The following is a 15151-nucleotide window of genomic DNA, read 5'->3' on the forward strand; positions in this document are numbered from 1 at the left end:
CTTATCTGCTTTTCTTCCTTCTTTTTGATATAATAGTAGACATCTTATCTGGAAACGACTAGGAAGGTTTATATGACTAAAAAAATTATCGCAGTCGATTTGGACGGAACCCTGCTAAATAATGAAAGCAAGCTCTCCGATTTCACCAAAGAGACGATCAAAAAAATTTCAGAAAAAGGACACCATGTCATCATCACGACAGGCCGTCCGTATCGTATGGCAAAAGACTTCTATCGTGAGCTAGAATTGCATACTCCCATGATTAACTTTAACGGCTCCCTTACCCATCTACCAGGACAGACTTGGGAGCATGAAAAGTGCCTGACCTTGGACAAAAAATACCTCCTAGACATGGTCAAGCGCACGGAGGACATCCAGGCTGATTTTATTGCGGGAGAATATCGAAAAAAATTCTATATCACGACACCGAATGAAGAAATTGCAGATCCTAAACTATTTGGCGTAGAGAACTTCCGGCCAGAAAATCAATTCAAACCTGAACGAGTAACCAAAGATCCCAACTGCATCCTCTTGCAAACAAGGGCTGAAGACAAATACGCTTTAGCGGACGAGATGAATCGTTTTTATCAGCACCAACTAGCTATCAATACCTGGGGCGGGCCCCTCAACATCCTCGAGTGTACTCCCAAGGGTGTAAACAAGGCTTTTGCTCTAGAGTACTTGCTCAATGTGATGAATCGTGATAAAAAAGACTTAATCGCCTTTGGTGATGAGCATAATGACACTGAAATGTTGGCATTTGCAGGCAAGGGATATGCTATGAAAAACGCCAATCCTGCTCTTCTTCCATATGCAGACGAACAACTTCCTCTGACCAACGAAGAAGATGGAGTTGCCCGCGCTTTACAAAATTTATTCTTATAAAAGGGAAGATTGCATGGTCGCAATCTTTCCTTTTTGTTTTCATTTTATTTTCACTAAAGCGGCTTATTTTCTGTATTTTTATATTAAATTTTCTATTACCATTTTCATTTATCTCTCAAAAAACATTGATATATTAATATTTTTAAAAAGTCATTCTATGAAAACTTTTACATCTTTTTAGAAAAAGTAGTTGATTTTTATATGAAAACGGTTTATACTTAAAGTTAGGCTTAAAGTTTTCTTAAACATACAGTCAAACATTTTATAAGGAGGAATGACAATAATGAGTATCGGAATCATTATTGCGAGCCACGGCGAATTTGCTGCGGGTATTCATCAGTCAGGATCTATGATCTTTGGTGAACAAGAAAAGGTTCAAGTTGTAACCTTTATGCCAAATGAAGGTCCAGATGATCTTTACGCTAAATTCAACAACGCTGTGGCTGCATTTGACGCAGAAGATGAGGTTCTAGTATTGGCTGACCTTTGGAGTGGATCTCCATTCAACCAAGCTAGTCGCGTGATGGGAGAAAACCCAGATCGTAAATTTGCTATCATCACAGGACTCAACTTACCGATGTTGATCCAAGCTTACACAGAACGTCTTATGGACGCTGCTGCTGGCGTGGACAAAGTCGCTGCGAATATCATTAAAGAAGCCAAAGATGGCATCAAGGCTCTTCCAGAAGAGCTCAATCCAGTTGAGGAAGTTGCAACTGCTGCAGCTGCTCCTGCTGCCCAAGCTGCTATTCCAGAAGGAACAGTTATCGGTGACGGTAAACTGAAAATCAATCTTGCTCGTCTAGACACTCGTCTCCTTCACGGTCAGGTTGCCACTGCTTGGACTCCAGATTCAAAAGCAGACCGTATCATCGTTGCTTCAGATAACGTTGCAAACGACGAATTGCGTAAAGAATTGATCAAGCAAGCAGCTCCTAACGGAGTAAAAGCCAACGTTGTACCAATCAAAAAATTGATTGAGGTTGCAAAAGATCCTCGTTTTGGTAACACACATGCTCTTATCTTGTTTGAAACACCTCAAGATGCCCTTCGTGCCATCGAAGGTGGCGTGCCAATCAAGACCCTTAACGTTGGTTCTATGGCCCACTCAACAGGTAAAACAATGATCAATAACGTCTTGTCTATGGACAAAGAAGACGTTGCAACCTTTGAAAAAATGCGTGACCTCGGTGTTGAATTTGACGTACGTAAAGTACCAAACGACACGAAAAAAGATTTGTTTGACTTGATTAAAAAAGCAAACGTTCAATAATTTTAATCTGTTTCTATCATTTTCGAAAACAGGATTAAATACTTTATTAAAACTACATAGAAAAGGAATAAAACCATGTCAGATATTTCAATCATTTCTGCTATCTTGGTTGTAGTTGTTGCCTTCCTTGCAGGTCTTGAAGGTATCCTCGACCAATTCCAATTCCATCAACCAATCGTCGCATGTACCCTTATCGGACTTGCAACTGGTAACCTCGAAGCAGGTGTTATGCTTGGTGGATCTCTTCAAATGATCGCCCTCGGTTGGGCAAACATCGGAGCTGCCGTAGCTCCTGACGCTGCTCTTGCATCTGTTGCTGCAGCAATCATCTTGATCAAAGGTGGTAACTTTACTACTGAAGGTATCGCCGTCGCAACAGCCACAGCTATCCCTCTTGCCGTAGCTGGACTTTTCTTGACAATGATTGTTCGTACAATCTCAGTTGCCTTGGTTCACTCAGCTGACGCAGCTGCAAAAGAAGGAAACATTGCAGCTGTTGAACGCGCTCACTACTTTGCTCTTGTTCTTCAAGGTCTTCGTATCGCGATTCCAGCAGCCTTCCTTATCGCTATCCCAGCTTCTGCTGTTAAAGACGCTCTTGGTCTAATGCCAGAATGGTTGAATGGTGGTATGGCTGTTGGTGGTGCTATGGTCGTTGCCGTTGGTTACGCTATGGTTATCAACATGATGGCAACTCGTGAAGTATGGCCATTCTTCGCTATCGGTTTCGCTCTTGCAGCGATTTCTCAATTGACTTTGATTGCCCTTGGTGTCATCGGTGTTGCCCTTGCCTTCATCTACCTTAACCTTTCAAAACAAGGTGGAAACGGTGGCGGCGGAGCTGCGACTTCTAACGACCCAATCGGTGATATCCTAGAAGACTACTAGAAAGGGGAACAATCATGGCTGAAAAAATTCAATTATCAAAATCAGATCGTCAAAAAGTTTGGTGGCGTTCACAATTCCTTCAAGGTTCTTGGAACTACGAACGTATGCAAAACTTGGGTTGGGCTTACTCATTAATCCCAGCTATCAAAAAATTGTACACTAAAAAAGAAGACCAAGCGGCTGCTCTTGAGCGTCACCTTGAGTTCTTCAACACTCACCCATACGTAGCTGCTCCAATCATGGGGGTTACTCTTGCACTTGAAGAAGAGCGCGCTAACGGTGTTGAAATCGACGACGCAGCTATCCAAGGGGTTAAGATCGGTATGATGGGACCTCTTGCTGGTATCGGTGACCCAGTATTCTGGTTTACAGTTCGTCCTATCCTTGGAGCTCTTGGTGCATCACTTGCTGCATCTGGTAACATTGTTGGTCCCCTTCTCTTCTTCTTCGGATGGAATGCTATCCGTATGGCCTTCCTATGGTACACACAAGAGTTCGGTTACAAAGCGGGATCTGAAATCACTAAAGACATGTCTGGTGGTATCTTGAAAGACATCACTAAAGGAGCATCTATCCTTGGTATGTTCATCCTTGCCGTTCTTGTACAACGTTGGGTGTCTATCAACTTTACTGTTAACCTTCCAGGTAAACAATTGGCAGAAGGTGCTTACATCAACTTCCCAGAAGGTCCTGTAACAGGTGGAGAATTGAAAGGAATTCTTGGTCAGGCTCTTAGTGGTTTGAGCTTGGATAGCGTTCAACCTCAAACTCTTCAAGGTCAGTTGAACTCATTGATTCCAGGATTGATGGGACTTCTCCTTACTTTCCTTTGCATGTGGTTGCTTAAGAAAAAAGTATCACCAATCTCAATCATCCTTGCTCTCTTTGCAGTAGGTATCGCAGCTCGTTTCTTCGGTATCATGTAAACCATCGAGAATATAAATAAAAAAGAATCAGGTAATAAACCTGATTCTTTTTGTGTATCAACTTTTTCTTCTAGTCAGATAATGCAAGCCTCCAATCACCACTGCTAGAATGGCAACATAGAGCAGCTGTTTGGCTTCTAAAGGTACAAACGCTCCTTGCAGGATAAAAGTATTGGCAAGCACTCCTACAAGGGCTGCAAGGCTCAAAAGTATGAGCAAGGCTAGTTTGTATCGATTAAATGGCAGGCTGACCTTGGCAACTAGACACAGACCATTGACCAAAGCAAGGAGGAAGCAAATAAATTTGACCTGACCTGGGACAGTGATAAAGAAGTTCGTCAAGAGTACACTAGCGACTAGAATGCCCCCACCAATCGCAGCATTGGTCAAAATATCTCGCATAAAATGTGTGCTGACCTTTTCTTTATTGGACTCAAAAGTTAGGAAGAAAGATGGAATCCCAATCGTAATAGCTGAAATGATTGTAAACTGAATAGGGATAAAGGCGAATTCCAAACCAAATACCACACTCAAAATGGCAAACACGATGGAGAAGAAGGTCTTTGTCAGAAAGAGAGAGGCTACCTTTTGGATGTTATTGATGACACGGCGTCCTTCCATCAAGATATCATAAAATACTGCAAAATCATCAGTGAGAAAAACAATATTGGATACACTTTTGGCTGCACTCGTTGCTCCCTTCATTGCGAAACTAATATCTGCTTTCTTAAGAGCTAGAACATCATTGACCCCGTCACCGCTCATGGCAACTGTCTTACCAGCCTTTTGCAAAACGGTCACCATCTTTTCTTTCTGCTCAGGTGTCACTCGACCAAATATTTCGTTTTCCAAGACCACTCTTTCAAAGTCATCATTGCTCACCTTGGTCATATCAATCGCACGGGCTTCTTCCTTAAAACCTGCCTTACGAGCCACCCCATATACAGCCACATGATTATCACCACTGATAATCTTCACTTCAACACCTTGAGATTCAAAATAGTCAAAGGTTTCCTTAGTATTTTCCTTGATCTCATCTGACAGAACGACATGCCCCAATAGTTCCATTTCGGATGGGCTTGTAATCTGGTCCTTGCTATGAGCAAGCGATAAGATTCGAAAACCTTGCTGTTTGAGATCTTCATAGTAGGCATCCATCGGCTGGGTAAAGCCTAAAAACTCATAGGCTCCGAAAAAATAGGTCCCACCCTCTTTTACTTGAACAAAGGAATACTTGTTTTTGCTTGAAAAGGCACCGACTTCTTGAACTTCCCACTTTTTCTCACAAGTTAAGTAAGTCTTCAGAGCTCGGGAAGTTGCATTTTCATCCTCGAAATAAGCCAGATAAGAAGATAGTTTCTCTGCTACATTAACATCCATTTCTTGGACCTTCATATTACCAGTCGTGATGGTACCTGTCTTATCAAAACAAAGAACATCTACTCGCGCCAAGGTCTCTACACAGTATAGTTCCTGCACTAGAACCTTCTTTTTGGCCAGCTTCATGGCTGCTACCGCTAGGGAGACGCTGACCAAGAGAATCAAACCCTCTGGAATCATGCCGACCAAGGCACCTGAACTTCCTAAAACAATTTCAACATAAGACCGTCCTAGACTAAAACCTCTGACATAGAGCAGAATGGCAACTGGCACCAGCAAGATCGAGACGATTTTTAAAATCTTATCCATGTAATCGCGCAGTTGAGAAGGGTATTTTTTGAATTCCTTGCTGGATTTTGCGAGTTTGTTGATATAACTATCGGGACCCACAGCCGTTGCCATAACCAGACAAGTACCGCTGACGACATTGCTTCCGCTCATCAGCTTGTCACCAACTGTTTTAAAGACCGAATCACTCTCACCAGTCAGCAAGGACTCATCAACTTCAATATTCCCTTCAAGGACTTCTGCATCGACAGGCACCTGATCACCCAGATTGAGATGCAGATACTCACCCAGAACGATGTCCTCCGGATCAATCTCAATTGTTTGACCATCTCGGTTGACTCTATACTTACTTTTACCAAGCAAACTTAGCTTTTCCAAGGCATTTTTTGAACGCACTTCTTGGAAAATCCCGATGGCTGTATTGATAGCAATCACACCTAAAAAGAGCATATTTTCAAATCGCAAGGTTGTGGCTACCAGAACTGCCAGAGCCAAGTTCATGGCATTAAAAAAGGTAAAAATATTTGAAACGACAATTTCCTTGGTTGTTTTGTAGGGTTTAATGTCGCTGATGTTTCGTTGACGATCCTTGATGTCTTGGCTACTTAAATACTTCATTTCTACTCCGATATCCTTTTGTACTACTATAGTAACACATATCTTTCTCTCTGTCACTTAAAGACTCAAAATAAGGAGAACTCACTTGACAAGCATCATCTATCGCCACTTTAAGAAGGACTTAAAAAGAGGCTAGGATTTTCCTAACCTCTTTTCTCTATGCTTTATTCTGCCAAGGCTCCCATTGGATCCCATGGTGCAAGTACTATTGGTTCTGCTTCATAGGCAGCTTGTTCTTCTGCTGTCAGCAATTCTTTACGGACAACGATTTGGTAAGTGTATTCGTCCATCCAAGCGTCTGAGGCGACAAAGTAACCATCTGCACCGACCTTGTCTCCCCATGAGTTTTCAACTTTCCACTTGGTTGACTTGCCATTTTCGTCCAAGTCCACACCTGTCAAGACCATGGCGTGGGTCATCAAACTTTCACTGTAGTCCAAACGTCCAGCCTTGTCTTGAGTGAGTTGAATATCCATGCTTGATTCAAAGTCATAAACATCAGTCGCAAGGATTCCAGCTTTGCGGTTGCTGAGCTGGCCGACATCTGAACCAAACCAAACAGTTTCTCCTGTTTGCATTTGGGCAATCGCCAATTCTTTTAAGCGCTCCATCGGTACGTTGATGTAACGAACTGCACGGCTACCAACCACATTTCCCAACATCTCAACTGTGTAAGATTTACCGTAAGGCTTGTCAGCAGTTGGAGCATTGATAACAGAAACGTAGTCTTCTAGAGGAAGATTGACATATTTCTTGTAAAACTCTTGTGGCGTGATACCCTTTTCGCTTTGGTAGTTATCATCCTTATCGCGATAAGCAAAGTCAAATTTACGCGGTGGAAGACCTAGTGACATAGCAAGGAAGTTAAAGATTTCTTGCAAGAGGTCTTCTTTCTTAGCTTGAACAGTCGCTTGGTCAGCACCAGAAGCGAGCAAGTCACGCAAGATTTGGGCATCTTGGCGAAGCAATTTGTTAAGAATTGCATTGAGCTCACGGCTATTACTAGATGAAACAGACTCAGGGTAAACTGACTTAGGAACGACACCATATTTTTCAAAGAGGGCAACGACCATATCCCATTGACCACCATCTTGTTGTGGAGTTTGGAGTAGGAAGCTAACCTTGCGGCTCGTCAAGTCTTGGTCTGCAGTCGCAATCACTTGCTCCAAGAACCAGTTGGATTTCTCGTACTTGTCCCAGAAGAATGTGTGGGCTTGTGACAACTCAAAGTTTTCCAGTTTGTATTGAGAGATGAGTTTGTGGCGGAAGGTGTTGAGAGCTGCAAACATCCAGCAACGACCAGACGCTTTCTGGTTAGTAACCTTGTCCTTGGTCAAATCAAGCGAGAAAACAGGTGTATTGTCTACATGGCTTTGACGACGTTCCAGGGCTGCAAAAATTCCGTTATGGCTGGCAGCATTTTCAATGGCTTGGTACTTGACATTTGCTTCATAGTTGGCAAATAGTTTATCTGTAAATGATTCTTGAATCGCGTTCATAGATTCCTCCTTTTATTCTACTGTCTATTATAACTCTTTTCACAAAGGAAGCAACCGAAAAACTTAAAAAGGCAAGGACATTCTCCTCACCTTTTCTAACATAATCCAAACTAAGCAATACTAGCAAGGAGATTTTCTAACTCCTCCTTGGTCAAACGACGCCATTCTCCTTGTCCTAAGTTCTCATCCAAGGCTAAAGTTCCCATCGTCAAACGTTGTAGATCCACCACTTCCTTGCCACAGTAGGCCACCATTCGTTTGACCTGATGGAATTTCCCTTCAGCAATGGTCACACGAACCAGACTTTGATTCTTTACTGAATCTAACGACACAATCTCCAGCTTAGCTGGCTGGCAGGTAAAGTCCTTGAGCGGAATGCCCTTGGCAAATGTCTCCACATCTTCTTGGGTCATAATTCCCTCGACTTGTGCCAGATAGGTCTTATCCACATGACGTTTGGGTGAAAGAAGAGCGTGAGCTAGTTTGCCGTCATTGGTCAAGAGTAGGAGACCATGCGTGTCAATATCCAAGCGCCCTACTGGGAAAACTTCCTTGGTCCGAGCAATATCATCCAACAAGTCCAACACCGTTCTATGTATAGAATCCTCAGTCGCTGAAATAACTCCTTGGGGCTTGTTCATCATGTAGTAGACAAACTCTTCATACTCTAGCACTTGGCCATCAAAGCGAATTTCGTCTTTTTCTTCATTTATTTGCAATTTTGCTGATTTTTCTTTCTTGCCATTGACCGTCACGCGTCCAGCCTTGAGCAAGTTTTTGACCTCCGTCCGACTTCCCACAGCGCATGCAACTAAAAATTTATCTAATCTCATAAAACTATTATATCATACTCAAAAGGAGGCTGGTACAATGACCAACCTCCTTTTCTTTTCATACTCTTCAAAAATCTCTTCAAACCGCGTCAACTTCCATCTGCAACCTCAAAACAGTGTTTTGAGCTGACTTCGTCAGTTCTATCTATAACCGCAAAGCAGTGCTTTGAGCAGCCTGCGGCTAGTTTCCTAGTTTACTCTTTGATTTTCATTGAGTATCAGATTTAAGAACTTAACTTCCTCGTCTCCAGAAAATAGCTAAGACAACCATAGCACCCAAAACAGCTGGAACAATAGCTATCCCCGCTAGGTTTGGCCCCCAAGTTCCAAAAAGTAGGTGACCCAAAGAAGCACCAATCCAGCCGAGAAACATTTTTCCAAAGCATCCCATGCTCTCTCCACGATTGGTCAAAGCACCTGCCAAGAGTCCCACTAGGAGACCAACAAACATACTTCCAAGCATAGCTTCTCCTTAAATTGCCCAGTCTCCATTACGGAAGAGGGGTACGCGTGTTCCATCGTCACGGATACCATCGATATCCATTTGATTTGAACCAATCATAAAGTCCACGTGAACATCTGAACGGTTCAGTCCAGCAGCTTCAAGTTCTTCTTCGCTCATCTCTGCCCCACCAACGACGCTGGTCGCATAGGCCGCACCGATAGCCAAGTGGTTTGAAGCATTCTCATCGAAAAGGGTGTTGAAGAAGGTAATGCCTGACTGAGAAATTGGGCTTGGATCGGGTACCAAGGCACATTCACCCAAGGCACGCGCACCCGCATTTTCAAAGACAAGGTCTTTCATGACCTGATTACCCTTTTCAGCAGTAATGTCTACGATTTGGCCATCCTTGAAGGTTACTTTAATACCTTCGATGATATTGCCATTGTAGCTAAGTGGTTTTGTAGAGGTTACATAGCCATCTGCACGACGGAAGTCAGGCGCTGTAAAGACTTCTTCTGTTGGCATATTTGGCAAGAATCCTTCCCCCTGTGCATTGATGGCTCCAGCTGATTCCCAAACGTGGTTTTTTGGCAAGCCAAGTGTCAAATCAGTTCCTGGTGCTGTGTAGTGAAGGGCTGAAAATTGCTCTTTATTAAGCATTTCTGCCTTACTCTTAAGAATGGCTGCATGCTCTTCCCAAGCCTTAACGGGATCTTCTTCATAGACACGACAAGTTTTAAAGATTTGGTCCCAAAGGAGATCGACTGCTTCTTCATCGCTCGCAGCATTTGGAAAGACTTTCTTAGCCCATTCAAGTCCAGCAGCGGCCGCCACTGTCCAGCTAACCTTGTTGGATTGAGTTGCGATACGCATTGGTTTCATCGCAAGTCCCATCGCTTTGGCAGAAGCTGAAAGCTTATCCGCATCCACTCCGTTCAAGGCACCTGGATCAGAAGAGCGGACACCGAGACGACTAGCCTTGTTCTCCAAGAGATAGTTCATCTCAGCAATCTTGTATTCTGGCACATTGTCCAGACGCTCCATCGGCGCGTGGAGGAATTTCTCGCGATTTACAAAGTCATCTGCCCATTGAACGATAACTTCGTGTGCTCCAAGTGCATAAGCTTCTTTGACGATTAAGTGAGCCAACTCACGTTGCTCCACATCGATAGAGAGAGCCAAAGTGTGACCCGGTTGCACATTCACACCGTTTGCAACCAACAATTTCGCATATTTTTCTAGATTTTCTTTAAAATTTGGTAAAACCATTCTATTCTTCCTTTTCTTTTGTTATTTTTCCTTCAAAGCAGAAAATAATCCTGCTAAAGCAATGGCACCAGACAAGAGCGCTGTTGATAGGATAATTGTTTCATCTGCCAGCTCTAGCTGATAGTCAAAAACCTTTTCAGCAGGTTTATCTTCCGCAAAGATTCTAAGTTTCATAAAGATGTTCTCCGTTCTAATCCTTAAAACAAATCATCAAACAAACTCAACTGGTTATCCTCTGGCATATTACCGAGAATCCCCATTTCATCCATCTTTTCAACCAAGGTTGATGAAAGTCCACCACGCTTGCGCAGTTCGGTTTTAGAGAGGAACTCACCCTCTTCACGCGCACGCACCAACTGCTTAGCAACGTTCTCTCCCAGACCATCCATTGCTACAAATGGTGGGATGAGGGTATCTCCATCAATGATGAATTCAGTCGCATCACTACGGTATAGATCTAACTTGCCAAACTTAAAACCACGTTCCCACATTTCATTGACAATCTCAAGAGTTGTATAAAGGTCAATCTCCACATTAGAGGCTTCATTATTCTTCCGTTTTTCAGCGATCTCTTCCATTCTACGCTTGATGGCATCCAAGCCGGCACCCATGGTCTTGATATCAAAGGCCTTGGCACGGATAGAGAAGTAAGCACAGTAATAATAAATCGGATGGTGAACCTTGAAGTAGGCCACGCGCAAAGCCATCATAACGTAGGCTGCCGCATGGGCTTTAGGGAACATGTACTTGATTTTTCCACAGGATTCGATATACCACTCTGGTACCTTATTGGCCTTCATGGCTTCGATGTAGCCATTCCGCTCCTCTTCAGAAATCTTCAACCACAAGCCCTTACGTACCCGTTCCATGATGGTAAAGGCCATCTTAGGTTCAAGGCCCGCGTGCATGAGGTAAACCATGATGTCGTCCCGACAACCGATAACGGTTGATAGATCCGCAATTCCTTGCTTAATCAAATCCTGGGCATTGCCCAACCAGACATCAGTACCGTGGGACAGACCTGATAGCTGAAGCAATTCCGCAAAGGTTGTCGGATGGGTTTCATCGACCATCCCACGTACAAAGTTGGTGCCAAACTCTGGGATTCCCAGCATGCCCGTCGGCGTTCCGATTTGTTCAGGAGTCACCCCAAGTACATCCGTCCCAGAAAAGAGGGCCATCACGCCTTCATCATCCATAGGAATTTCATTAGGGTCAATCCCAGACAAGTCCTGCAATTTTCGAATCATGGTCGGATCATCATGCCCCAGTACATCGAGTTTGAGGACATTCTCATCGATATCATGGAAGTTAAAGTGAGTCGTCTGCCATTCAGCCGTCACGTCATCCGCTGGATACTGAACAGGCGTAAAGTCGTAGACATCCATGTAGTTAGGAATAACAACGATTCCCCCTGGGTGTTGTCCTGTAGTTCGCTTGACACCAGCAGCACCCTGAGCAAGACGTTCCACCTCTGCATCACGATAAAACTTCCCGTAGTCTCTCTCGTAGCCCTTTACAAATCCATAGGCAGTCTTAGCAGCCACCGTACCAACCGTTCCCGCACGGAAGGCATATTCCTCACCAAAGATATCACGTACATCCAAGTGGGCGCTAGGCTGATCTTCTCCCGAGAAGTTCAAGTCAATATCGGGAACCTTGTCTCCATCAAAACCAAGGAAGGTCTCGAAAGGAATATCCTGTCCATTTTTGTTAAGTTTATGACCACAGTTGGGACAATCCTTATTAGGCATATCAAACCCTGAACCATAAGAACCATCGGTGATAAACTCGCTGTACTGACACTGACCACAGACGTAGTGTGGAGAGAGAGGATTAACCTCCGTAATCCCAATCATAGTCGCAACAAAACTGGACCCAACAGACCCACGAGAACCAACCAAGTAGCCCCGTTCATTGGAACGTTGCACCAGCATCTGCGATGCCAGATAAATCACGGCAAATCCATTCCCCAGAATGGAAGTTAATTCTTTTTCAATCCGCAAATCAACGATATCTGGCAGCGGATTTCCATAAATCTCAAAAGCTTTCTTATAGGTCAACTCAGCAACCGTTTCTTCCGCCTTGTCGATGAAAGGCGTGTACAAGTCACCCTTAACAACCTCAACAGGTTCAAAGATATCTGCCAAGGCATTGGTGTTTTCAATGACTAATTTGCGTGCTAAATCTTCTCCCAAGAAAGCAAATTCATCCAACATTTCATTGGTCGTTCTAAAATGAGCCTTCGGTAGCGGTGCTGGTTGGGCATTTTCACCATGACCGATGGTTCGGTTAATCATAGCCCCCTGGCCCAAACTACGGACAATAATTTCACGGTAAATCTCTTCTTCCGGTTCGATATAATGGACATTTCCCGTAGCCAGAACAGGCTTGCCAAGACGGTCCCCAACCTCTATCAAACTCTTGATAATAGTCTGGAGCTCCTCCATATCCTTGACCTGCTCTTTAGCAATCAAGGGAGCATAGATAGCTGGTGGCATGACCTCGATAAAGTCATAATACTTGGCCACCTCAACCGCCGCATCTACACCTTGGGAAACGACTGCGTCAAAAACTTCACCCTCCGAGCAAGCCGACCCCAAAATCAAGCCCTCCCGATGGGCGTCTAGAACCGTTCTCGGAATCCGTGGCACCCCTTCAAAATACTTGGTGTTAGACAAAGAAACCAGCTTAAAAATATTTTTTAAACCAACTTGATTCTTGACATAAATGGTCGCATGCTTGATCCGAGCTTTTTTATAAGAATCTGGACTGATTAGATCAATATTGAGTCTAGCCAGATTGGTCACACCATGTTTTTCTGCTACCTCTTTGATAAAGATGAAAAGCAGACGACCAGTAGCTTCCGCATCGTAATTAGCCATGTGGTGGTGTTCAAGTGCTACACCAAAACGCTTAGTCAAAGGTCCCAAACCATGGCGTTTATACTCAGGATAGAGATTTCTAGCAAACTCCAGCGTATCGATAACTGGCTGGCTAATCTTAGGCAGACCATGACGCTCATAGTTGGCATTCATAAAGCCAACGTCAAAGGTAGCATTGTGGGCTACTAAGACTGTATCCTTGCAAAACTCTTGGAATTCTTGTAAAACTTGTTCCAGTGGTTTGGCATTTTTGACATGATCATCTGTAATACCAGTCAACTCAATAGTAAAGGCTGATAATGGATGTCCGGGATTGATAAATTCATCAAATTCGGCAATAACATTCCCCTTATACATCTTAGAGGCCGCAACCTGAATCAAGTCATTATAGATAGCTGAAAGTCCCGTCGTTTCCACGTCAAAAACTACATAGGTCGCTTCTGACAAGTCCATCTCCACTTCGTTATAAACGATTGGAACACGGTCCTCCACAATATTGGCTTCCATTCCATAGATCAGCTGGATTCCAGCTTTCTTGGCCGCCTTATAGCCGTGTGGGAAAGATTGAACATTTCCATGGTCCGTGATGGCAACCGCCTTGTGTCCCCACTTTGCAGCTGTTGCAACGATCTCCTCTACTTCTGGTAGAGCATCCATAGTCGACATATTAGTATGAGCATGAAACTCAACCCGACGCTCACCTTCTGGCATCAAATCCTTCCGCTCATAGTGAACCACTTCCTGCACATCCTGGACGTTCATGGTCAAATCACGTGTGAAGTTATTCATCTCCACATTCCCACGAACTCGAAGCCAAGAATTCTTCTTAATGATGTCAAACTTCTGAGCCTCTTCTTCATTCTTAACCCATTTTTGCATTGAGAAGCTTGAAGTATAGTCTGTCATTTTAAAGTTGATCAAAACGCGACCAGTTCTGGTCACCTTATGCTCCACATCAAAAACGACCCCTTCAAAGACCAGGCGATTTTCCTCAGTCGTCACGTCGATCATCTGGGTAACTTCAGCCTTATCTAGTTTAGGCTTGGCCGCAGCCTTTTTAGCCTGAAAATCAAAGGCTGGCTTCTCTTCTACTGGAGGAGGAGCCATTTGTTCCAGTTGCTCCATAGCTCGTAAAGCTTCTTCGTTGGCAGCCTGGACGATTTGTTCATTCTCCGTATGGAAGGCTTCCTCCTGCTCTTGTGTAAGAGCATCATTCTTTTCTATTTGGCATACAAAAGCTGGAAAACCAAACTTTTCGAGTTGCTTAGCCAAATTAGGAAGATGATTCTTCTTAAAGTGCTCCTTATCAATCGCCTCTGAACCTTCAATAATGAGTTGATTTCCTTCCGCACGGACGTTTAAATTCTGGTAAAGAGATTTAAACCCCTGACTTGCACATGGACCTTCAGAAAAAGCCTCTCTATAGTAGGCCTGCAAGAGTTCATTAGAGAATTCTTGAGAAAGAGCCTTGATTTCGAAAACAGCTCGGTTTCCTGTCTTAGAAAATTCTTCACCAAACCCTTTCTTTAACTCTGAAAAGATTTCAATCGGTAAAATATTAGAAAATACAAAATGAAATTCCCAAATCTTACTAATTTTATGAACCACAACACACTCAATTCTGGCATCAACAAGAGCAGTATCCCGTCTCAATTGATCAGAGATTCCTAGTTGATTCATTAAAATTTCAAACTTACTTGACATTCATTTTCCTCACATTATTCTCTTACTATTTTACCATAATTAAAGAAAATATATGACTAGTACCATTCCTTAAGCACTGCTAGTTTATACAAATTTGTTCCGTAAACAAAAAAGAAGACTCTCAGAATCTCCTTATCTCCTTAGTAAATAAAAAAAGATACCCTTAAGTATCCTCGTAATCAATCGGGAAGACAGGATTCGAACCTGCGACACCTTGGTCCCAAACCAAGTACTCTACCAAGCTGAGCTACTTCCCGC

11 protein-coding genes and 1 tRNA gene are annotated in these 15151 nt (G+C 43.4%); 4 read left to right on the forward strand and 8 right to left on the reverse strand.

Annotated features, from left to right (window positions below):
* Window positions 1-72: 72 nt before the first annotated feature.
* The 4 genes from M1F63_RS08575 (at window position 73) to M1F63_RS08590 (ending at window position 3972) form a co-directional block, all read left to right on the forward strand.
* A complete protein-coding gene (locus M1F63_RS08575) occupies window positions 73-885 on the forward strand; it encodes a Cof-type HAD-IIB family hydrolase (protein ID WP_000162337.1) in 813 nt (270 codons plus the stop codon).
* Window positions 886-1168: 283 nt separating this feature from the next.
* Entirely contained in the window at window positions 1169-2158 is a 990-nt protein-coding gene (locus tag M1F63_RS08580; RefSeq protein WP_009730709.1) for a PTS sugar transporter subunit IIB, read from the forward strand.
* Between the two features lie 75 nt (window positions 2159-2233).
* Complete coding sequence (locus M1F63_RS08585) at window positions 2234-3046, forward strand: PTS mannose/fructose/sorbose transporter subunit IIC (protein WP_009730710.1); 813 nt, start codon at window positions 2234-2236, stop codon at window positions 3044-3046.
* A gap of 14 nt (window positions 3047-3060) precedes the next feature.
* On the forward strand, window positions 3061-3972 hold the full coding sequence (locus M1F63_RS08590; RefSeq protein ID WP_247941205.1) for a PTS system mannose/fructose/sorbose family transporter subunit IID: 912 nt from the start codon (window positions 3061-3063) through the stop codon (window positions 3970-3972).
* 57 nt (window positions 3973-4029) lie between these two features.
* On the opposite strand, the gene M1F63_RS08595 is transcribed toward M1F63_RS08590, so the two are convergent.
* The 8 genes from M1F63_RS08595 to M1F63_RS08630 all read right to left on the reverse strand — a co-directional run bounded on the left by M1F63_RS08595 (window position 4030) and on the right by M1F63_RS08630 (window position 15150).
* Window positions 4030-6258: an HAD-IC family P-type ATPase gene (locus M1F63_RS08595; protein WP_247941206.1), complete on the reverse strand. Its 2229-nt coding sequence runs from the start codon at window positions 6256-6258 to the stop codon at window positions 4030-4032.
* A 164-nt stretch (window positions 6259-6422) separates the two neighbouring features.
* Window positions 6423-7757: a C1 family peptidase gene (gene pepC, locus M1F63_RS08600; RefSeq protein WP_247941207.1), complete on the reverse strand. Its 1335-nt coding sequence runs from the start codon at window positions 7755-7757 to the stop codon at window positions 6423-6425.
* 110 nt (window positions 7758-7867) lie between these two features.
* Entirely contained in the window at window positions 7868-8590 is a 723-nt protein-coding gene (locus M1F63_RS08605) for a pseudouridine synthase (RefSeq protein ID WP_247941208.1), read from the reverse strand.
* A gap of 232 nt (window positions 8591-8822) precedes the next feature.
* Window positions 8823-9053: a GlsB/YeaQ/YmgE family stress response membrane protein gene (locus tag M1F63_RS08610; protein WP_000901578.1), complete on the reverse strand. Its 231-nt coding sequence runs from the start codon at window positions 9051-9053 to the stop codon at window positions 8823-8825.
* Window positions 9054-9062: 9 nt separating this feature from the next.
* Complete coding sequence (locus M1F63_RS08615; protein ID WP_000243968.1) at window positions 9063-10304, reverse strand: aminopeptidase; 1242 nt, start codon at window positions 10302-10304, stop codon at window positions 9063-9065.
* A gap of 21 nt (window positions 10305-10325) precedes the next feature.
* The gene (locus tag M1F63_RS08620) at window positions 10326-10478 is read right to left on the reverse strand and encodes a hypothetical protein (RefSeq protein ID WP_000776617.1); all 153 of its coding nucleotides are present in this window, start codon (window positions 10476-10478) and stop codon (window positions 10326-10328) included.
* A gap of 23 nt (window positions 10479-10501) precedes the next feature.
* On the reverse strand, window positions 10502-14893 hold the full coding sequence (locus M1F63_RS08625) for a PolC-type DNA polymerase III (RefSeq protein ID WP_247941209.1): 4392 nt from the start codon (window positions 14891-14893) through the stop codon (window positions 10502-10504).
* A gap of 183 nt (window positions 14894-15076) precedes the next feature.
* A tRNA-Pro gene (locus M1F63_RS08630) sits at window positions 15077-15150 on the reverse strand.
* Window position 15151 lies beyond the last annotated feature (1 nt).

Origin of the sequence: Streptococcus oralis (genome assembly GCF_023109155.1) — a bacterium.
Classification (GTDB): Bacteria; Bacillota; Bacilli; order Lactobacillales; family Streptococcaceae; genus Streptococcus; species Streptococcus oralis_BZ.